Raw genomic sequence first — 19550 nt, 5'->3', positions numbered from 1 at the left:
CGCTTACTCCGCCCTCGCGCCTGCCCCAGCCCGTGCGGCCCTTCCACCACGCCGTCCGCCACCAGCCGATGGGGCAGGGACCGCCGCTGCGGTCGCACCTCCTTCGGCAGGTTTGTAATCACGATAGGTCATGATCCAATTGCCGCAATTCTGGTCGGTGCCATTAAGCACATTTGCAGCGCGAACAGCCTCCATTTCCTGCGGACGGCAGGGGTTCATGATCGCCGATGTCATGCCGGCACCGATTACCATGGGAATGAAACCTGCATTGATTCCGTGGCGATGCGGCAGGCCGAAGGAGATGTTGGAAAGCCCGCAGGTCGTGTTGACCTTCAACTCCTCGCGCAACCGCCGCAGAAGGGCGAACACCTGCAGTCCCGCCGACCCGAGTGCCCCGATCGGCATCACCAGAGGATCGACGACGATATCATGGCTCTTGATCCCGTAATCTGCTGCGCGCTCGACGATCTTTTTCGCCACTGCAAATCGCACGTCCGGATCCATCGAAATCCCGGTCTCGTCATTCGAGATCGCCACGACCGGCACGTCGTATTTCTTGCAGAGCGGCAGGATCGCTTCGAGTTTCTCTTCCTCGCCAGTGACCGAGTTGATCAGCGGCCGCCCCTTGGCGACCTTCAGCGCCGCCTCGATCGCCGCCGTTACCGAACTGTCGATCGACAGCGGTACATCCACCATGCCCTGGACGATCTCCAGCGTCTTTACCAAAAGCCCCGGCTCCGTCTCGTTCGGATTGACCGAGGTGACACCGGCATTGACGTCGAGCATCGTCGCTCCAGCCGCCACCTGTTCCAGCGCATCCTTGATGACCGTGTCGAAATTGCCCTCGATCATCTCGGCGGCCAGCTTCTTGCGGCCGGTCGGGTTGATCCGCTCTCCGATGACGCAGAAAGGCTGGTCGAAGCCGATCACGATTTCCCGGGTTGCGGATGCGACGATGGTGCGTGTCATTGCGATCTCCGGTTCAGGGGGGAGTGATAAAAGGATCGGCGGTGGTTTATGCGCTCTCCCGGCCGCCGGCCTTTACCAGCGCCACGAGTTTTTCCTTGTCGTAGGCGGCTTCAAGCTCCGCCGCTGCCGCATCCGCCTCAGCTTCCAGGTCGTCGGAAACCGGTATCGGATCGGCCTTACGCCATTCAGCGAGGTAATCGTCGGTTTCTGCCGCTCCGGTGCGCATGGCGCACATGTCGATCGCCTCGGTGAAGCGCAAGGAAAGCTCGCGCTTTGCGGTCTGTCGTCCCTTTTTGATGATCACCTGGGCCGGGATATCCCGCCAGAAGACGACAATGCGATCCGCCATGAGCTCCTCCGATTACTCCGTGAACATGCACCGGTCCTTCGGTTCGGACTGTGCTTCGCACGACGTCGCAGATGACGAAAAGCGACGTCATGCCTTTCATATGTTTTGCCGGAAACAATCACACCGAGCGGATCGCCGAGGTTAGGTCACCATAGCCGGTAAAACGATATTCGTATTCCAGCCCGAGATAGTCTGCCGCCTCGCGCGCTTTATGCTGCAACTCCTCGTCTTCTTCCTGCGAGAGATAGATGAGTTTCCGGTAATTGCCGAAATACATGGGCTTCAGTTCGGGATGACGATCGAGGCCAAGCGGTTCGATGACAAAAGCACGAAACTGACGTGCGAGAAAATCCGTCAGGAAAAAGGATAGGAGATCCTGGTCGGCCCTGTCGTGGAAGGCCTCATTGCCGGAGAAGAACGAATAACAGTGCGGCCCCTCGATCCGGGCAATGCCCTCGCGCTCACACAGCCGGTCGATCTCGCCGCCGGTTCCGCAATCGGCATAAGCGAAAAAGATTCTCTCGAACCCGTTTTGTCTGGCCTCGGCCACGGCCGCTTCCAGCCCCGGAACGATCTTTTGCGGATAGGCATGCCAAATCGCCGGCAGGCAGTTGAGGTCGATATGGTTGAGCCCCTGTTGCCTGGAAACCGCAAGAATTTCCCTTGCGATCGCTCCGCACGCGATCACGTGAACTTTTTCGCGAGTTGAACGTTCCATAGCCGGAAAATCACTTTCCGGCACATTTTGATCCTTACCCATCGGAGTATTCCATCATGACGGCCAAGACATTCACAGTTATCGCCGCACTTTTCGCCACCACGGTTTCGCTCAGCTCCTGCGGCAATACGATCCGCGGAATGGGTCAGGATACGGCAAATACCGTGAACGCCACCCAGGACGCCGGTCGTCGTGTAGACCGTGCAGCTTCGCACTAAATCGAGACGGCCGATAGAAACGCGCCGCATCGCTTGAGATGCGGCGCTTCCCGTCAGGCACCTGCGGCCATCCGGTTGTGACGGCGGCTGAGGAAGTCTTTCGCGGTCTCGACGGCGACTGCCGCATCACGGCAATAGGCATCGGCACCGACCGCCTTGCCGAATTCCTCGTTAAGCGGCGCGCCGCCGACCAGCACGACATAATCGTCACGAATTCCCTTTTCCTTCATCGTGTCGATCACGACCTTCATATAGGGCATGGTCGTCGTCAGAAGTGCCGACATGCCGAGGATATCCGGTTTCTCGCGCTCGATCGCATCGAGATAGTTCTCAACTGGATTGTTGATGCCGAGATCGACGACGTCGAAGCCCGCACCCTCCATCATCATGCCGACGAGGTTTTTGCCGATGTCGTGGATATCGCCCTTCACGGTACCGATCACCACCTTGCCAAGTTTCGGAGCGCCGGTTTCTGCCAGAAGCGGCCGAAGGATCGCCATGCCGGCCTTCATCGCATTGGCCGATAGCAGCACTTCCGGCACAAACAGAATGCCGTCGCGAAAATCGATGCCGACGATCCGCATGCCCTCGACCAGAGCCTGGGTCAGAACGTCGTAGGGCGTCCAGCCGCGCTCCAGCAGGATATTGGTCGCTTCTTCGATCTCTTCTCTGAGACCGTCATAGAGATCGTCATGCATCTGTTGAACGAGTTCTTCGTCGGAAAGCTCCGATAGAATGATGTCGTCGTCGGACATGAATTCTCTTCCCTGGTTGGGGGCGATGTTCCGGATCGCCCAGATCGTAACGATACCCGCAACTATGTCTAACCGTATTTTGTTTCGCGTTTTCTTTCGTAAGCGACGTCGCACGTCGGAAAGCGACACTCGGCGGCGCATGATAGAATGTCTGTCTCGCACAAGCGCGTGACGCATAAAGGCAGGAGCGTCGCCGTGCGGGGGCCTAGCATGCCCATCAAAAGACCAGGTGAGATCGAGGCGAGGAAGATCATGGACGATATCAGCCAGCAGGCGGACGCGGGTGGCGGTTCTGGACGGCGCGGTCGGGGCGAGCGGGGAGCAGCCGGCAGGCGCGCGGCCCGCACCGGCGGCGGCCCCGGCGCATCCTTGCCCTATATCACCCGCAGGATCGGCGTTTACGAAGTCCTCGACGAAGAGGGGCTGGAACTGATCGAGCGTAATGCCGACACGATCCTCGAAGAGATCGGCATCGAGTTCCGCGACGACGAGGAAGCGCTGGAACTCTGGGCCAAGGCCGGTGCCGATGTGCGCGGCAGCCGCGTGCATTTCCCCAAGGGCCTGTGCCGTGAACTTTTGAAGACGGCGCCGAGCGAATTTACCTGGCATGCGCGCAACCCGGAGCGCAATGTTCATGTCGGCGGAAAAGCGACGATCTTTGCGCCCGTCTACGGCCCGCCCTTTGTCCGCGATCTCGACGGGGTGAGGCGCTATGCGACGATCGAGGATTTCCGCAATTTCGTCAAACTGTCCTATCTCGCGCCGTCGATGCATTCGTCCGGCGGCACGGTCTGCGAGCCGGTCGACGTGCCGGTCAACAAGCGTCATCTCGATATGGTCTACAGCCATATCAAATATTCCGACAAACCGTTCATGGGGTCAGTCACCGCGCCCGAACGCGCCGAGGATACGATCGCCATGGCGAAACTCGTCTTCGGTGATGAATTTGTCGAAAACAATAGCGTCACGCTCAACCTCATCAACGCCAATTCGCCGATGGTCTTCGACGGCACCATGCTCGGTGCACTGAAAGTCTATGCACGGCATAACCAGGCTTCGGTCGTTTCGCCCTTCATCCTCTCGGGCGCCATGAGCCCGGTCACGGTTGCCGGCACGCTGACCCAAATTCTGGCCGAGGTTCTGGCCGGTGCCGCAACCACCCAGCTCATCCGCCCCGGGTCACCTGTCCTGTTTGGCACTTTTGCCGCGTCGATCTCGATGCAGTCCGGCGCCCCGACATTCGGAACGCCGGAACCTTCGCTGGTCTCCTACGGGGCAGCCCAGCTTGCCCGCCGCCTCGGTCTGCCGTTCAGAACCGGTGGCTCGCTTTGTGCTTCCAAAGTGCCTGATGCCCAGGCAGCCCACGAATCGGCCAATACGCTTAATATGACCCTGCTCGCCGGCACCAATTTCGTTCTCCATGCTGCAGGCTGGCTCGAAGGCGGTCTTGTTTCGTCCTATGAGAAATTCATGATCGACCAGGATCAACTCGGCATGATGCAGAAAATGGCGGAAGGCGTCGATCTGTCGGCCGAGGGCCAAGCGCTTGATGCGATCCGCGAGGTTGGACCCGGCAGCCATTATCTTGGCTGCGCCCACACCCAGGCGCATTTCCAGACCGCCTTCTACCGCTCGCCGCTTGCCGACAACAATTCCTTCGAACAGTGGGAAATCGAAGGCTCCAAGCGCATCGAAGACCGCGCTAATGCGCTCTGCCGCTCCTGGCTCGATCATTACGAAGCCCCGCCGCTCGACCCGGCGATCGACGAGGCGCTTCTCGCCTTCATCAAGGATCGCAAGGATTCCATGCCCGACGCCTTTACTTGAAGAGAGCCCGAGGCCGCCAGGGAGCAAGGCGGCGCACGGCAGGTAGCCGATTTTATCCAGGGCAGCGTCTGGCGGCCGCATTATGAATACAAGGGGCCGCGCTGAGACGATGAGCGGCCGTTTGTCCATCTGTCGCGAGATTGAAGCCGCGCTTAAGCCGAGCGGTATCGTGATCCGCGGCACGGTAGATTTTGCCGTGGGCGAGGGGCCTCTGCTGGCCGATGGAAAACCAGCCGCCTCGGTTGTCCTGCTCGGCAATGCCGGCGGCTCGATCTGGCCGGCTTTCTCCCGCTGGAATACTCGCAATAACGGCCCCGATCCGCTCGACACATGGTCGAAGGAGATCATTTGTCCGCTGGCGGAAAAGATTGGCGGCACAAGTTATTTCCCCTCCGATCCGCCCTGGCAACCGTTCCAGCAATGGGCAATGCGCGCAGAAGGCCTGAAGCCTTCTCCGCTCGGCATCCTCATTCATCCGGAATACGGTCCTTGGCATGGTTATCGTGGCGCGATCGGTTTTCCCGCTGTGGTCGGAAAGTCCCATGCCGGAAAGGTCGTCACCGTTGGGAGACATGCCTGCGACGTCTGCGAGACGAAACCGTGCCTGACCACCTGTCCCGTTTCTGCCATCTGCATGGATCCGGCGGATTTCGGAGTTTCGACCTGTCGCAGCCACCTCGTTACGCCGTCGGGGCAGGGTGGCTGCATGGTCTCCGGTTGCCTTGCTCGCAATGCCTGTCCGGTCGGCCAAGGATACCGCTATCCCAAGGAGCAGCTGAAATTCCACATGCGGGCGCTGGGCTGAGCCGCGTCAAAATCGCCATCGCATCTCAATGACGTTGCGTCTGCCAACAGGCGCGCTACATTCATGATGTCTGACATATGAAACCAGCCGGGAGGAGTGACTGTATGAAACGTATGTGGCCTGACGAGTTTGACTACATTCTGGACAACGCCGAGGAGGTCATGCTGGAGGCTCCGGCTTCTGTGAATGAAGATGGTGTGGAGCTTGATGCGATCAATCGACCAGCCCTGAAGGTTCGTCTGTCACAGCAGGATTTCGAACGGATCTGGCCACTCGCCGAGGCCCGTTACCGGCTTGATGGACGCTTTGCCGGCAAGGCGATCACGCTGATCACTAACAATCCGCATTATCACGCCTGGCACCCGGCCGATGGCGGATCTGATGATTCCGTCTCCGGCAGTGGCACTAAATACACGACCAAATATGTCGTCGCGCACTTCCTGTTCGATGACGTGCGCGAATCCGCGGTCGCAGCCTGACACGGCTTGCTGACACGAGATTAAAAAAAAGGGCCGGTTCCTGACAAAAAGGGGCCGGTCCTTTTTATGTCGAGAAGACGATCGAATATTTTTTCCCTGAACACCCAAGGATTTTCTCTCGCCTGGCGTCTAAGCTCCAGAAGACGAGAGAGCGGATAATACGAGCGTGAGCGCCGAGATCCTCAAGAGAGCGTGCGAAGGTGACCGGGATGCATTCTCGGCACTGATCGAGACGCATTACGATTTCATCCACGCGGTCGCCTGGCGATGGTCCGGTGTCGCAAGCGACGCCGAAGATATCGCCCAGGAGGTCTGCATAAGGCTTGCCCGGGCGATCCGCGGGTTCCGGGGAAACTCTTCCTTGCGTACCTGGCTCTACACAATGACGCTGAATGCGGTACGCGATCACCAGCGCCAAGCCGCTCGCCGCAGTCGCGAAGAGAAACGGCTCGCAAACGACCCGCTTTATAGTTCGCCGCCGCCTGAGCACGATGGTAGCGGCGATGACGCACTCTGGGCCGCTGTCCGTACCCTGCCGGAAAAGCAGCGTGATGCAGTTTTGCTCGTTTATGCCGAAGGCCTCAGCCACGCCGCGGCGGCCGATGTGATCGGTTGTTCCGAAAAAACGGTGTCCTGGAATCTGCACGAGGCACGAAAACGATTGAAGGACCTTCTGAGGAAGGAGGCAGTCTGACCATGACCGACGAATTCGACAGATTGCGGAACAATCCGCCAGCTCCCGCTCCTTCGGAGGCTGCACGCACCCGTGCGCTTTCCGCCGCCATGCAGGCTTTTGACGCGGAAGAAAAAAACGCGAGCCAGACCCAAGGAACAAACTGGTGGCACCGTCAAAGCTCCATCCTCAACCGGATCTGGAGCAATAACATGATTACCCGACATCACTATCTCGCAGGCTCGGCGCTCGCCACGCTTCTGCTCGTCCCGTCTGCCGCCTATCTCACCTTCGAACTTAATCGTGGCAATCTGCCGTTCGCGACCGGAATTTCCGTCTCACAGCCAGCCGAAGTGCAATACCAATCGGAAGCAGAATCGGCATCGGGCAAGAAAAAGGACTTTAATGCCGATGACGTCGCACGAACCCTGAACAGGGAAAACTCTGCGGGTGGCGCGGCAAGAAACGTCACCGCAATGAAACCTCAGCAGGATGCAGCCCCGGCGCCTGCACCGATTTACGAGAACATCATCGCCGCGCCGCCGGCCCTGCGTGCTGCGCCGCGAGCCAGCGCGCCAAGTTCTGATCCCGCCGCGTTTCAATCACATCAGGCGGGCGACCGTTTCGCCAATGCCGACTTAAATCCGGTCAAGAGCGTCGCGACCGACCCGGTCTCGACCTTTTCCGTCGATGTCGACACCGCCTCTTATTCGGTCGTCCGTCGGGCGCTGATGCAGGGGAGGTTGCCCGATCCCGACAGTGTTCGCGTCGAGGAGATGGTCAACTATTTCCCCTATGACTGGCCGCGCCCGCAATCGGCCGACACGCCGTTCCGCACCACCGTCACGATGACGCCGACGCCCTGGAATGCCGGCACGCAGCTGATGAGCGTCGCGATCAAAGGCTACGATATCGCGCCGTCATCCGCGCCGCCCGCCAATCTCGTGTTTCTGATCGATGTTTCCGGCTCGATGAATGCACCGGACAAGCTGCCGCTGTTGAAAAGCGCCTTCCGTCTTTTGCTCGGCAAGCTGCGGCCCGAGGATAAGGTATCGATCGTTACCTATGCCGGTTCCGCAGGCACGGTGCTCGAACCCACTTCCGCGAGCGAACGTGACGCAATCCTGAACGCCATTGACACGCTGCAGCCGGGCGGCTCCACCGCCGGTGCGCAAGGCATCGAGGCGGCATACGATCTGGCTCGCCGGGCCTTCATCAAGGATGGCGTCAACCGCGTCATGCTGGCGACCGATGGCGATTTCAATGTTGGCGCATCGAGCGATGGCGATCTCAAGCGCCTGATCGAGGATCGCCGCCGCGATGGAATCTATCTTTCGGTGCTCGGCTTCGGTGAAGGCAATCTCAACGATAGCCTGATGCAGACGCTTGCCCAGAATGGCAACGGCACGGCCGCCTATATCGACACGCTGGCGGAGGCGCAAAAGGCGCTGGTGGAGGAGGCGGGGTCGACGCTTTTCCCGATCGCCAAGGATGTAAAAATCCAGGTCGAGTTCAACCCCGCGCGGATCGCCGAATACAGGCTGATCGGTTACGAGACGCGTGCCTTGCAACGGGAGGATTTCAACAATGACCGCGTCGATGCCGGCGATATCGGCTCTGGCCATGCGGTGACGGCGATCTACGAGGTCACTCCGAAAGGCAGCGAGGCCGTGCTCAACGATCCGCTGCGTTATGGCAAACCGTCCTCCGAAAGATCCGAAACGCCTGCTTCCGACGAACTCGCCGTCGTCAAGCTTCGCTACAAGCAACCGGATGGTGACACGAGCAGGCTCATCACCACCGCGGTGACACAGGAAAATGCCTTCAGCGATTTCAACGCGGCGCCGCAGGATGTCCGCTTTGCAACGGCAGTTGCCGCCTTCGGGCAGAAATTGCGGGGCGCCGGGACGCTTGAAGCCTATTCCTACGGCTCGATCCTCGATATCGCCCGCAACGCGCGCGGCGAAGACCCGTTCGGTTATCGATCGGGTTTCCTGGATCTGGTCCGGCTCGCGGAGACGCTAAAGCGATAGGCCTGCAGCATGTCTCCCGAAAGTGGTCACTGGTTTCGGGATAAAGCCATGCGCAAAAACAGAGAGCTAAAGCACGGCAAGCGAAGCTTGAGCATCACGACGTGCTTTAGCGCGCTGATCAGACCGGCGCTTTGGGATAGGCCCGCTCCAGACCACCGGAGCGGGTCAAGCCTTGCTTGAAGGCCAGATAGGCGGGATGCTGGCTGGATTTTCCTGCTTCCGACAGACGGATTTGCAGGCGGTCCGGCGCTGTGTTGCCGAGCCACTCACCGCATTTTTCGAGCTTCAGCGTATTAAGGAAACGCGCCTCCGAAGCCTGATCGAGATAAAGATGCAGACCAGCCAGGATCAGGTCGTCCTGGGCCGGATTTTCCATCAGAAGATTAAGCCAGCTCTGTTTGTCTTCGGAAAGGCTGGCCAGCCCTTCGGCGACGGTTTCGCGGCTGCCTATTGGCGATACACTGGTCATTCTGTTCGTCCCCGTTGCCTTAACTCCGGCGACGACGGCGCTCCCGGCCGGAATCGCCACCGGATTCGCTCGCCGTCTTATTGCGGAGCGGGCCGATCTTGTCGACGATTTCTTCGATTGTCGGGCGCGGGCGCGGCGTATAATTGTCCAGCGCTACACGCATTGCCGAAAGATGCTCGCAGGAGGTACCGCAGCAGCCGCCTATGATTTTTGCGCCCGCATCGCGCGCCAGCCGCGCATATTCCGCCATCAGCGGCGGTGTGCCGGAATAATGGATTTCAGAACCGCGAAACTCCGGAATGCCGCAATTGCCCTTGACGATGGTGATTGCATCCGGGTTGGCATCGGTCATGTCGAGAAGCGAGGAAAGAATGTCGGACGCACCGACGCCGCAATTTGCGCCGACTGCTTCCGGCCCGCTGCCGACATCGGCGGCAACACCATGGATATCCTTGGGATTAAGCCCCATCATCGTTTTGCCGGCCGTGTCGAACGATCCGGTATAGGTGTACGGCAGGCCGACTTTCACCGCCGCTTCTGCCGCGGCACGGATCTCGTCCGCCGCCGACATGGTCTCGATCCAGGCGACATCGACACCGCCGGCCTTCAATCCTTCCATCTGTTCGGCAAAAGCCTGAACCGCATCCTCATAGGACAAAGCCCCGAGCGGGATCAGCAACTCGCCGGTCGGCCCGACAGAACCTGCAACGATGACCTTTCGACCAGCCTTGTCGGCCACGGCGCGCGCGATCTCGGCTGCCCGCCTGTTGAGTTCAAACACCCGGTCTTGCGCATGATGCAGCTTCAACCTGTGGCGGGTGCCGCCAAATGTGTTCGTGAGAATGATGTCGGCGCCAGCGTCGACGAAATCCTGATGCAGCTTGGTGATCCGGTCCGGATGCGCCTCGTTCCAGAGTTCCGGCGCTTCGCCTGCTTCGAGCCCTGCGGCAAACAGGTTGGTTCCGGTTGCGCCATCCGCCAGCAGAACGCCCTTTTCTGCAATGAGCGCGGTCAATGGATTGGCTGTCGGCATGGCACCCTCCTGAAGCTGAAAGTAAGACATAAGGATCTCTTTATATGCTTTCAACCAACAGGATATGCGCCGGCTGCGACGCCGGCGCTTCTGTTTCCGTCTTCACTCAGCCGCCATCTTGGAGGTGTCGGAACCGGCGGGTGTCACCATGGCTGCCATCATCGTCTGCAGGTCGAGCGTGCCGGTGGGCGCTCCTGCTTCGTCGATGATCGTCGCCTTTGTCTGGCCACTCTCGGTCATAGCCTTGGCGGCAGCTTCGAGCGTGGTGGTCGCCTCTATGCGCACCCCGTCCGCCAGTCCGTCGAACGGCTTCATCACCGTTTTCGCCTGGATCACCCGGCCGCGGTTCACCTCCTTGACGAAGGCGGTGATGTAGTCATCGGCCGGTGACAAAACGATTTCCTGGCCGGTCCCCTGCTGCACGACCTGGCCATCGCGCAGGATGGTGATCTTGTCACCAAGCCGCAAAGCCTCGTCGAGATCGTGAGTAATGAAAACCACGGTCTTCTTCAGTTCCGCCTGCAGGTCGAGAAGAACGGTCTGCATGTCGACGCGGATCAGGGGGTCGAGTGCCGAATAGGCTTCGTCCATCAGCAGGATGTCTGCATCGTTGGTCAGTGCACGGGCAAGGCCGACGCGCTGCTGCATGCCGCCCGACAGCTGGTTCGGATAATGGTTCTCGAACCCGGTCAACCCCACGCGTTCGATCCAGTATTGACCTTTCTTCAGGCTTTCCGAGCGGGAAATGCCCTGGATATCGAGCCCGTAAACGGTGTTCTCGATCACTGTACGATGTGGCAAAAGCGCAAATTTCTGAAATACCATCGCCGTCTTGTGACGACGGAATTCGCGCAGGTCCCGCTCGTTCATGCCGCAGACATTGACACCGTCATAAACGACTTCGCCATAGGTCGGTTCGATCAGCCGGTTGATGTGACGGATCAACGTCGATTTTCCGGAGCCGGAAAGTCCCATGACAACGGTAATGCCACCGGCCGGCATGGAAATGTTGATGTCCTTCAGCCCCAGAACATGGCCGTAGCGTTCATTCAGTTCCGCTTTGGAAAGGCCGTTCCTCACCGCCTCCACATGCTGTCGGGCATTTGCCCCGAAGATCTTGTAGAGGCCTTTTATCTCTATGCCGTGACTAGCCATGCACCACCTCCGAATGACGCTGAAGCCGCATGCCGAAGGCCTGGCTGGTGCGATCGAAGATGATGGCGATCGCCACAAGCGCAAAACCGTTGAGGAAGCCGTAGGTGAAAAACTGATTGTTGATCGCCTGCAGCGTATTGCGGCCAAGCCCTCCGACCCCGACCATCGAGGCGACGACCACCATGGCAAGCGACATCATGATCGTCTGGTTGATGCCGGCCATGATTGTCGGCAGCGCCAGCGGCATCTGCACGTTCCAGAGTTTCTGGCCGCGAGAAGACCCGAAAGCATCCGCTGCCTCTAATACCTCCTTGTCGACAAGCCTGATCCCGAGATTGGTGAGGCGGATCATTGGCGGCACGGCATAAATGACGACCGCGATCAGTCCCGGTACCTTGCCGATCCCGAAAATAACCACCACCGGGATGAGATAGACGAAGCTGGGCATCGTCTGCATCACGTCCAGAATGGGATTTATCACGCCCTGCACGCGTTCCGATCGCGCCATCAGGATACCGATTGGCAGGCCGATGATGATGGCAATCAATGTCGACACGGTCACGATGGCAAGCGTCGTCATCGTGTCTTCCCACAGTCCCACAAGGCCGATGAGCAGCATCCCGATCGCAGTGCCGACGGTTATGCGGATGCTTCGGCTGCCAAAATAGACGACCACCAGCATGACGATCAGAACGACCGTCCAGGGCGAGGTGGTGAACAGCCTCTCGAGATAGTTTAGGAACCACTGAAGCGGAGCTTTCAGCGCATCGATTATATATCCGTATTCCCGCACGAGGCCTCTAAAACCGTCATCGATGACTTGGCGTGCCTGGCGAATATAACTGTCGCTGATGGCCGGGAACCGACAGAAGGCTCGTGGCTGGAACTCGCAGATTGCCATGCTCTTCCCCTTGTTGTGCCTGTTTGCATCTTGCCAGCATGGCTTCCCGGCATCGCTTCATGCTCGGGCTGGCAATCATCGCGGACGACTTGGCGTGTCGCAGCCCATAAGGGATCTTATGCTGCGCGCTTCTGTGAGGTCATCCGGAGGAGAGGCGGCAGCAATCCGCCGCCTCCCTTGTCCGCATCAAAGCGATGCCTTCACCTTTTCGGCGATCTCCGGTGAAACCCACTTGGTCCATACGTCCGGCTGGGTCTCCAGAAAATGCTTGGCTGCGTCCGCATTGGTGCCCTGGTTGTCAGTCTGCCAGGCGAGAATGCCGTTGACCGTCGCATTGGTCCACTTTCGGGCCTTGATATAATCCATCGCAACACCCGCCTTGTCGGCGAACTGCTTGGTCACGACTGTGAAGGCCTGCGATGTCGGATAGGAATTGACCTTCGGATCGGCGCAGTCCGGAACCGCGGTGCAGGCGTCCCAGTTTGCCTTGTCGTGCGGCACATCGAAGGATAGCTTCACCATCTCATACTTGCCGAGAATGGCGGTCGGTGCCCAGTAATAGCCCAGCCAGCCGGTCTTTTTCTCGAAAGCGCTGGCAATCGAGCCATCGAGGCCCGCAGCCGACCCGGTATCCACCAGATCGAAACCTTTATCCTTGGCGCCGAGGGCGCGATATAGATTGGCCGTCGAAACCTGGCAGTTCCAGCCGGATGGGCAGTTGGTCACTGCGCCCTTGGACGGATCTTCCGGGGCAGGGAAGAGTTCCGGATGTTTGAGCGCCTCTTCGACGGTCTTGATATCCGGATGGGCGTCAGCCAGGAATTTCGGGATCCACCAGCCTTCGACGGCACCATCGGCAAGGATTTCGGCGGCCTCGATCAATCTGCCTTCCTTGACCGCCGCATCAAGTGGGGTGCGCACGGCATTGACCCAGAACTCGGGTGCCATGTCGGGCTGCGACTTCTCGTTCATCGAGGTAAAGGTTGGCATCGTGTCGCCGGTAACGAGTTCAACGCTGCAGCCATAACCTTCTTCAAGGATGATCTTGTCGACATTCGCGGCAACGCCGGCCGAAGCCCAGTTCATTTCAGCAATAGAGACTGAGCCGCAGTCGGCATAGGCTGCCCCGGCAAACCCATAAAGACCGGCTGCGAAGACGGTGGAAGCGAGGAGTTTTTTCATCGTAAGACCTCCCAGTCTTGGTGTTGACAATCGATACGTGGAGCCGGTGTTACCGAAATCCGTGATGAAAGCGCCTGGGAGCGACGAGGCCGCACCCTCTCAATGGTCGCTGTCCCCATGCGTCTTTTTGCTACCTGTCAACAGCCACAGATAGGGCGCATTTTTCTGTCAGCGCAGGCAGCGTACGGCTTAAATCAAATAAATCAACAGCAGCTGTCAGCGTTGCTTATCCGAGAGTTTCTCGTAACTCCTTGGAAGAACGTGATTTGTGCTGCTTGGAAGGCCTAAAAACGATCAATTGCCGCCTATCTGCGCTGTCCGTATCGGCGCAACTTCGGCGCGATCATAAATGGCGATAAAGTCACGCCCGAGATTTGACCTTTTGTAGCCGATTAGCGGCGCGAAAAAATTTCAGAAAAAAGTGCGGTGCACCGAAAAAACGTGTGACCGGTGAATATTGTTTGCTTCTCGCACTCCTCAATAACCATCCGGTAAGGAAGTGTCGCTAAGTTTCGTGACGCGGACAAGAGCTCCGCCAGTGGCGCCGGAATTTTGGTAATGCGTACCGGCTGCCTCTTTATAGGCCTCAGGCTAGTTCATCATATCTAAGATATTTCAGAGCTGTGATGCAGCAAGGATGCTCTCCTAGGTGGCATCAAGGCGGCTTTGTGATCCATCGTCTGCCGATTGTCAGCGTGATGTGCCGGAAAGCCCGGAATATCGGCAGTGCCGGCTTCAGCCGGAATTGGATGTTCTGATGAAGCCGAACAGCGACATGCGGCGTGAGATGTCCGATGGGCGCGTCTGACGGAATGCCTTGGGGGGTTCGGAATTCCAGGCGATCTGCAGGCCATTGCTGTTTTTGAACACGTAGAGCATTTGGGTGTTTCCTCAGTGGCTGCGATCTCGTCGCGACGCCTTATGTTTTGTCGATCCAATACGCCTCACAAACCCACGACGCCCCTCTGTAATTCGTCACGCGATGTCGCAAAATGAATAGTGCGTCCAAATGCGCAGGCAGGCGGCGATCCGGTTCGGATTTGCGGGACCTGTTGACTTCAAGCCCCGCATGTCCGACGATCTGCGTGCAATACGAATCCAGACAAACCCAAACACGGACCGGACGCCTCTGACATCTACGAATCGTCCGGTTTCGTCTGGCCTCTATGCGACCTTCCTCAATGATCCTATCCGGCAAAACAGCTCTTGTGCTCGGCGGCGCCCGCTCCGGGAAATCGGCCTTTTCCGAACGCCTGGCTGAGGCGACAGGCCTCGAGCGCCATTATATAGCAACCGGTCGAGCCTATGACGACGAGATGCGCGAACGGATTGGCCGCCATCAGGAGGATCGTGGGGCATCCTGGGTGACGCACGAAGAGCCGGTCGAACTTTCCCATACGCTTGGCGCAATCGACAGGCCGGGACGCGTGGTGCTTGTCGATTGCCTGACGCTCTGGGTCACCAATCTGATGATGGAGGGCGAAGATATCCCGATCCGCTGCGCCGAACTCGCCGCAGAACTCTCCAGCCTCGACGCCCGGATCATTTTTGTCTCGAACGAAGTCGGTCTAGGGATCGTGCCGGAGAACAGGATGGCGCGTGAATTCCGCGACCACGCCGGGCGCCTGCACCAGCAGATTGCCGCCGCGGTTGACGAAGTGTTCTTCGTGGCCGCTGGGCTACCCCTTCGTATGAAGGGGTAATCTTCCTCTCACCAGCCGAGCCAGAGCCGGGCAGGGTGGTTCGGGTCCGCAAGAAGCTTTGTCGCCAGCACAAGACATGACAGCACCAGCAGCGGCTTGATGATCTTCGCGCCCTTTTTCATCGCCAGTCCCGAACCGATCTGCGCGCCGATAAACTGGCCGACCCCCATCAGCAAGCCGACTTTCCACAGGATCGATCCTGTCGCGACGAAGACCAGGAACGAGCCGAAATTCGAGCCGAAATTGATGAGCTTGGTGTGTGCCGTCGCTTTGAGCATGCCGAAGCCTGCGAGAAGCACGAAGCCGAGCATATAGAAAGAGCCCGCGCCCGGCCCGAACAGGCCGTCATAAAGCCCGACGATCGGCACGGCGGTCAGGCCGAAAACGAACGGTGTCACCCGCCGCCGCCCATCCGTGTCCGACAGGCTGGGCTTGAAGGCGAAGAACAGCGCGATTGCAATCAGCAGGAAAGGGATGGCGGCGGCCAGCGCCGAAGCCGGAACAACCGAAGCAAGCACTGCCCCCACAGCGCCGCCCGCGGCTGCCATCAGCGCCATGGGCAACTGGTTACGCAGGTTGATATGTCCCTTGCGCGCATAGGCAATCGTTGCCGACGCCGCGCCGAACTGGCCTTGCAGCTTGTTGGTCGCGATCGCCTCCAGCGGCGGTATGCCGGCGATCAGCAGGACGGGAATGGTGATCAGCCCGCCGCCGCCAGCGATCGAATCGACGAAGCCGGCGAAAACGGCGGCAAGAAACAGGAGGAACAGAAGTTCGAATGCGATATCGGGCACGGGATCAGGCTCGGAGGAGGGCAATTTCAGGAAGGTGCCGCCTTCTTCCATGGAACGGCCGGTCCGACAAGCCCTCTCTGCCTTGATGGCGTTCTGCCTTATGCCCTCGGGATTGCGCCTGATCCGAATGCCGTTATGGTGCGCGGCTTCGCATTCGATTGAAAGACTGGATAAGCTCGCATGCTCAAAGTGATATTCGACACCGATCCCGGCGTGGACGATGCCATGGCACTCCTCTACCTGCACCGCCATCCGGGCATAGATCTCGTCGGTGTCACGACAGTGTTCGGCAATGCTCCGATCGAGATCACGACCCGAAACGCACAGTACCTGCATCAGCAGTGGAAGATCGAAGCGCCCATCGCCAAGGGGGCGGGGCGGGCCTTTGACGATGGCCGTGATGCCGCACATTTCGCACCGATCGTTCATGGCGAGGACGGGCTTGGCAATATTGGCGTGCCGCTGGACGTCGACCATCCGATTGACGAGCGTTCGGCGGCGCAGTTCATCATCGATACGGTGAGAGCCGATCCCGGCAATGTCACGCTGGTCGCCGTCGGTCGCATGACCAACCTGGCGCTCGCCCTGAAGGCCGATCCGGAAATCGCGGCCCTCGTCAAGGACGTGGTGATCATGGGCGGCGCTTTCGACGTTAACGGCAATGTCACTCCGGCGGGCGAGGCCAATATCCACGGCGATCCCGAAGCCGCGGATGTCGTCTTCACCGCATCCTGGAAAGTCACGATTATCGGTCTCGACGTGACCCTGAAAACAACCATGTCATCGGATTATCTGGCGAAAATGGTCGAGGCCGGGCCTTCGGAGCTCAGGCTCCTTTCCGACCTGTCGCAATATTACATCGATTTTTATCGCCAGCGCGTCGGTCTCGACGGCATGGCGTTGCACGACAGCTGCGCCTGCGTTTATCTCACCGAGCCGCATCTCTTTGAAGTTCGCACCGGTCCGGTTCGTGTCGTTTGTGGCGGCCTTGCGGATGGAAAGACGATCCAGGCACCGGATCACGGCCGCAAATATGTCGGCAGCGCCTGGGACGGCGTGCCGAGCCAGCTCGTTTGCACCGGCATTCAGCCGGATGCGATACTCGAAGCAATCCGCGCTGTACTCGTCGAAGGACGTACGCCGTAATCGTGGTGTGTGCGGGCGGTCAGTCGCCGCCCGCGGTCACGGCCAGCTTGTCGAGATCCGGCACATAAACCTGCCGGTTGTTTTCTATGTGAATGAGGCCGTCCTTGCGCAACTTGGTCATCTGGCGGCTGACCGTTTCGATCGTCAATCCGAGAAAGTCTGCGATATCCGCGCGCGACAGCGGCAGTTCGAAGGCGCAGGCACCAAGCCGGTCGGGGTCGGCATGTGCTGCGACCAGAACCAGAAGGCTTGCGACTTTCTCGCGGGCGGATTTGCGCCCCAGCGTCAGCATCCAGTCCCGCGCTTCGTCCAGTTCCGTCAGTGCCTGGTTGTGAAGACGGCTGCCGAGTTCCGATGATTCGGAAATCATTCGTTCGAGAATTTTTCGCGGCAACACGCAAAGTTCGGCATCTGTTGCCGCTTCCGCTGCCATCAGGCTTTCGCCGAGAAACGGCCGGCCCATGAAATCCGGCGCAAATTGCAGCCCGACGATCTGCTGGCGTCCGTCCGCCATGATCTTCGAAAGCTTTATGACGCCCCTGAGTATATTCGAATAGGAATGAACCTGCTGGCCCTGGCCGATAAGCTCCGTACCAGCTTCTACCGCTCTGCGTTGCGAATGCTTGTTCAGCTCTGTGAGTTGAAGCGGGGTGAGCGTCGAACAGATACCGCTATGACGGGCGTCGCAGGCGCGACACACCAGCGGCACCTCGTGAATGTCCAGAATCTTTAGCTGCGCATCCATTCCCATTCCCCCACGCCGGCACACCTGGCCCGAAAATCGGAATTGATTTTCGTAAACCTGATACACTGCTCAAAAGCTACAGCACTCCTCATTCACCTGACGAAAGGCGCGGCGCTGCAGGCGGCGATCGATGGTCCGAACTTGGTTCAGTTGCCCTTCTCATGCTTGATCCAAGTCAAAGTCGCTAAAATATTCCGCAGGTAGCTCTTGAGGCACATGAGAAGAGGTGTGCGATGAGCGAAAGATTGCTTGCAAAATATTCAGGCTCTGTGCCGCGATACACTAGCTATCCGACTGCGCCGCATTTTCACACTGGTGTAAATTGCGACATCTATTCGCAGTGGCTGTCCAAACTGGATACCGGCAACAATCTGTCGCTCTATCTTCACATCCCCTATTGCGATCGGCTCTGTTGGTTCTGCGCCTGCCATACCAAGCAGACGCTCCGCTATGATCCGATAACAACCTATCTCGCCGCACTCCGCTTGGAGATCGCTGCTGTCGGCGCAAAAGTGCCGAAAGGTGCAAAGGTCACGGCCATACATTTCGGCGGCGGATCGCCGACAATGCTGAAGCCTGAGGACATGACCGATCTGATGGCCTGTCTGCGGGCATCATTCAATGTCGCCGCCGATGCCGAAATCAGCGTCGAAATGGATCCGAACGATCTGGACGAAGCCCGTTATGACGCGCTGGCGGCGATTGGTTTGACGCGCGCAAGCCTCGGCGTTCAGGATTTCGATCCGACCGTCCAAAAGGCGATCAATCGCATCCAGACCTTCGAACAGACCAAGTCCGTCGTTGATGCCGTCCGTGCACGTGGCGTCGGTTCGGTCAATTGTGATGTGCTCTACGGGCTTCCGCATCAGACGCTGGAAGGCGTCGGGCGCACGCTTTCCGACATCTTGTCCCTCTCGCCCGATCGCGTGGCGCTTTTCGGCTATGCTCACGTTCCGTGGATGAAGAAACATCAGACGATGATACCCGAATCCGCATTGCCGGATATCGGCGAACGCTTCCGTCAGAGCAATTTTGCCAGTCGGCTTCTTATTGAAGCGGGTTACCAGGAGATCGGTATCGATCATTTCGCAAAGCCGTCTGATTCGATGGCTGTTGCGGCAAGGACAGGCCGGCTGCGGCGCAACTTTCAAGGCTACACGACCGATAGCGCTGATGCGTTGATAGGTCTCGGCGCGTCTTCCATCAGTCAGTTGCCGCAGGGCTATGTGCAGAATATGCCGGCTACCGGCGAGTATCAGCGCATGGTCGAAGTCGAGGGGATGGCGGCAGTCCGGGGCGTGGAATTGTCTGAAGATGATCGTATGCGCGCCTATGTCATCGAGCGGCTGATGTGCGATTTCGGCTTCGATTTCATGCCCTTGCTCGCCAATTTTCCGGCCGGCGCTCATGCGTTGATTTCCGAGGCCCGCGCTTTTGCCCGCAGCAATCCGGATGACATCTGTCGCGTCGGCAACGCCTCCTTCACGATTACGCCGGAGGGGCGGCCGTTTACCCGGACGATCGCCGCGGTCTTCGATCGTTATCTTGAGAGCGGGCGTGGCAGGCACTCTATTGCGGTATAAGTCGCAAGCCTTC

21 protein-coding genes are annotated in these 19550 nt (G+C 58.9%); 9 read left to right on the top strand and 12 right to left on the bottom strand.

Annotated elements, in window-relative coordinates; translation table 11 throughout:
- Positions 1 to 3: 3 nt before the first annotated feature.
- The 3 genes from GGE33_RS07660 to GGE33_RS07650 all read right to left on the bottom strand — a co-directional run bounded on the left by GGE33_RS07660 (position 4) and on the right by GGE33_RS07650 (position 2078).
- A complete protein-coding gene (locus GGE33_RS07660; RefSeq protein WP_183821828.1) occupies positions 4 to 969 on the bottom strand; it encodes a methyltetrahydrofolate cobalamin methyltransferase in 966 nt (321 codons plus the stop codon).
- Positions 970 to 1015: 46 nt separating this feature from the next.
- Positions 1016 to 1318 carry a virulence factor gene (locus tag GGE33_RS07655; protein WP_148146454.1) on the bottom strand — a complete coding sequence of 101 codons (303 nt, stop codon included), beginning with the start codon at positions 1316 to 1318 and terminating at the stop codon, positions 1016 to 1018.
- 118 nt (positions 1319 to 1436) lie between these two features.
- Positions 1437 to 2078, bottom strand: coding sequence for a DUF1638 domain-containing protein (locus tag GGE33_RS07650; protein ID WP_183821827.1), 642 nt, complete (start codon positions 2076 to 2078; stop codon positions 1437 to 1439).
- Between the two features lie 14 nt (positions 2079 to 2092).
- Between GGE33_RS07650 and GGE33_RS07645 the strand changes: the two genes are divergently transcribed.
- The gene (locus GGE33_RS07645; protein ID WP_148146456.1) at positions 2093 to 2254 is read left to right on the top strand and encodes an entericidin domain-containing protein; all 162 of its coding nucleotides are present in this window, start codon (positions 2093 to 2095) and stop codon (positions 2252 to 2254) included.
- 53 nt (positions 2255 to 2307) lie between these two features.
- On the opposite strand, the gene GGE33_RS07640 is transcribed toward GGE33_RS07645, so the two are convergent.
- Positions 2308 to 3009, bottom strand: a complete 702-nt coding sequence (locus GGE33_RS07640; RefSeq protein ID WP_112507838.1) for a corrinoid protein — start codon at positions 3007 to 3009, stop codon at positions 2308 to 2310.
- 252 nt (positions 3010 to 3261) lie between these two features.
- Here GGE33_RS07640 and GGE33_RS07635 point away from each other — a divergent pair, with 252 nt between their 5' ends.
- The 5 genes from GGE33_RS07635 to GGE33_RS07615 all read left to right on the top strand — a co-directional run bounded on the left by GGE33_RS07635 (position 3262) and on the right by GGE33_RS07615 (position 8826).
- Positions 3262 to 4836, top strand: a complete 1575-nt coding sequence (locus tag GGE33_RS07635; protein WP_183822442.1) for a trimethylamine methyltransferase family protein — start codon at positions 3262 to 3264, stop codon at positions 4834 to 4836.
- 109 nt (positions 4837 to 4945) lie between these two features.
- Positions 4946 to 5641, top strand: coding sequence for a 4Fe-4S dicluster domain-containing protein (locus tag GGE33_RS07630; protein WP_183821826.1), 696 nt, complete (start codon positions 4946 to 4948; stop codon positions 5639 to 5641).
- 113 nt (positions 5642 to 5754) lie between these two features.
- Entirely contained in the window at positions 5755 to 6120 is a 366-nt protein-coding gene (locus GGE33_RS07625; RefSeq protein WP_183822440.1) for a hypothetical protein, read from the top strand.
- A gap of 166 nt (positions 6121 to 6286) precedes the next feature.
- The gene (locus tag GGE33_RS07620) at positions 6287 to 6814 is read left to right on the top strand and encodes a sigma-70 family RNA polymerase sigma factor (protein ID WP_183821825.1); all 528 of its coding nucleotides are present in this window, start codon (positions 6287 to 6289) and stop codon (positions 6812 to 6814) included.
- Positions 6815 to 6816: 2 nt separating this feature from the next.
- On the top strand, positions 6817 to 8826 hold the full coding sequence (locus GGE33_RS07615) for a vWA domain-containing protein (protein WP_183821824.1): 2010 nt from the start codon (positions 6817 to 6819) through the stop codon (positions 8824 to 8826).
- 118 nt (positions 8827 to 8944) lie between these two features.
- On the opposite strand, the gene GGE33_RS07610 is transcribed toward GGE33_RS07615, so the two are convergent.
- From GGE33_RS07610 to GGE33_RS07585, 6 genes are all read right to left on the bottom strand, one after another.
- Positions 8945 to 9295: a hypothetical protein gene (locus GGE33_RS07610; protein ID WP_183821823.1), complete on the bottom strand. Its 351-nt coding sequence runs from the start codon at positions 9293 to 9295 to the stop codon at positions 8945 to 8947.
- Between the two features lie 19 nt (positions 9296 to 9314).
- Positions 9315 to 10328: a betaine--homocysteine S-methyltransferase gene (bmt, locus tag GGE33_RS07605; protein ID WP_183822438.1), complete on the bottom strand. Its 1014-nt coding sequence runs from the start codon at positions 10326 to 10328 to the stop codon at positions 9315 to 9317.
- Positions 10329 to 10430: 102 nt separating this feature from the next.
- Entirely contained in the window at positions 10431 to 11483 is a 1053-nt protein-coding gene (locus GGE33_RS07600) for a quaternary amine ABC transporter ATP-binding protein (protein WP_183821821.1), read from the bottom strand.
- Complete coding sequence (locus GGE33_RS07595) at positions 11476 to 12384, bottom strand: ABC transporter permease (RefSeq protein WP_183821819.1); 909 nt, start codon at positions 12382 to 12384, stop codon at positions 11476 to 11478. Before GGE33_RS07595 ends, GGE33_RS07600 begins: the two co-directional genes overlap by 8 nt.
- 186 nt (positions 12385 to 12570) lie before the next feature.
- Complete coding sequence (locus GGE33_RS07590) at positions 12571 to 13566, bottom strand: ABC transporter substrate-binding protein (protein WP_183821817.1); 996 nt, start codon at positions 13564 to 13566, stop codon at positions 12571 to 12573.
- A gap of 735 nt (positions 13567 to 14301) precedes the next feature.
- Positions 14302 to 14445 (bottom strand): hypothetical protein, encoded by a 144-nt coding sequence (locus GGE33_RS07585; RefSeq protein WP_183821815.1) that lies wholly within the window; start codon positions 14443 to 14445, stop codon positions 14302 to 14304.
- 302 nt (positions 14446 to 14747) lie between these two features.
- Between GGE33_RS07585 and cobU the strand changes: the two genes are divergently transcribed.
- Positions 14748 to 15269, top strand: a complete 522-nt coding sequence (cobU, locus tag GGE33_RS07580; RefSeq protein WP_183821813.1) for a bifunctional adenosylcobinamide kinase/adenosylcobinamide-phosphate guanylyltransferase — start codon at positions 14748 to 14750, stop codon at positions 15267 to 15269.
- An 8-nt stretch (positions 15270 to 15277) separates the two neighbouring features.
- On the opposite strand, the gene GGE33_RS07575 is transcribed toward cobU, so the two are convergent.
- Positions 15278 to 16114, bottom strand: a complete 837-nt coding sequence (locus tag GGE33_RS07575; protein WP_183821811.1) for a TSUP family transporter — start codon at positions 16112 to 16114, stop codon at positions 15278 to 15280.
- Positions 16115 to 16243: 129 nt separating this feature from the next.
- On the opposite strand from GGE33_RS07575, the gene GGE33_RS07570 reads away from it, so the two are divergent.
- Complete coding sequence (locus GGE33_RS07570; protein ID WP_183821809.1) at positions 16244 to 17209, top strand: nucleoside hydrolase; 966 nt, start codon at positions 16244 to 16246, stop codon at positions 17207 to 17209.
- Positions 17210 to 17228: 19 nt separating this feature from the next.
- Here GGE33_RS07570 and GGE33_RS07565 read toward each other — a convergent pair whose 3' ends face one another.
- Entirely contained in the window at positions 17229 to 17954 is a 726-nt protein-coding gene (locus GGE33_RS07565; RefSeq protein WP_148146466.1) for a Crp/Fnr family transcriptional regulator, read from the bottom strand.
- Positions 17955 to 18187: 233 nt separating this feature from the next.
- Between GGE33_RS07565 and hemN the strand changes: the two genes are divergently transcribed.
- A complete protein-coding gene (gene hemN / locus GGE33_RS07560) occupies positions 18188 to 19537 on the top strand; it encodes an oxygen-independent coproporphyrinogen III oxidase (protein ID WP_183821807.1) in 1350 nt (449 codons plus the stop codon).
- Positions 19538 to 19550 lie beyond the last annotated feature (13 nt).

It is taken from the genome of Aliirhizobium cellulosilyticum, from assembly GCF_014198105.1.
GTDB lineage: Bacteria > Pseudomonadota > Alphaproteobacteria > Rhizobiales > Rhizobiaceae > Neorhizobium > Neorhizobium cellulosilyticum.
This window is presented reverse-complemented; position numbering and strand designations above follow the sequence as displayed.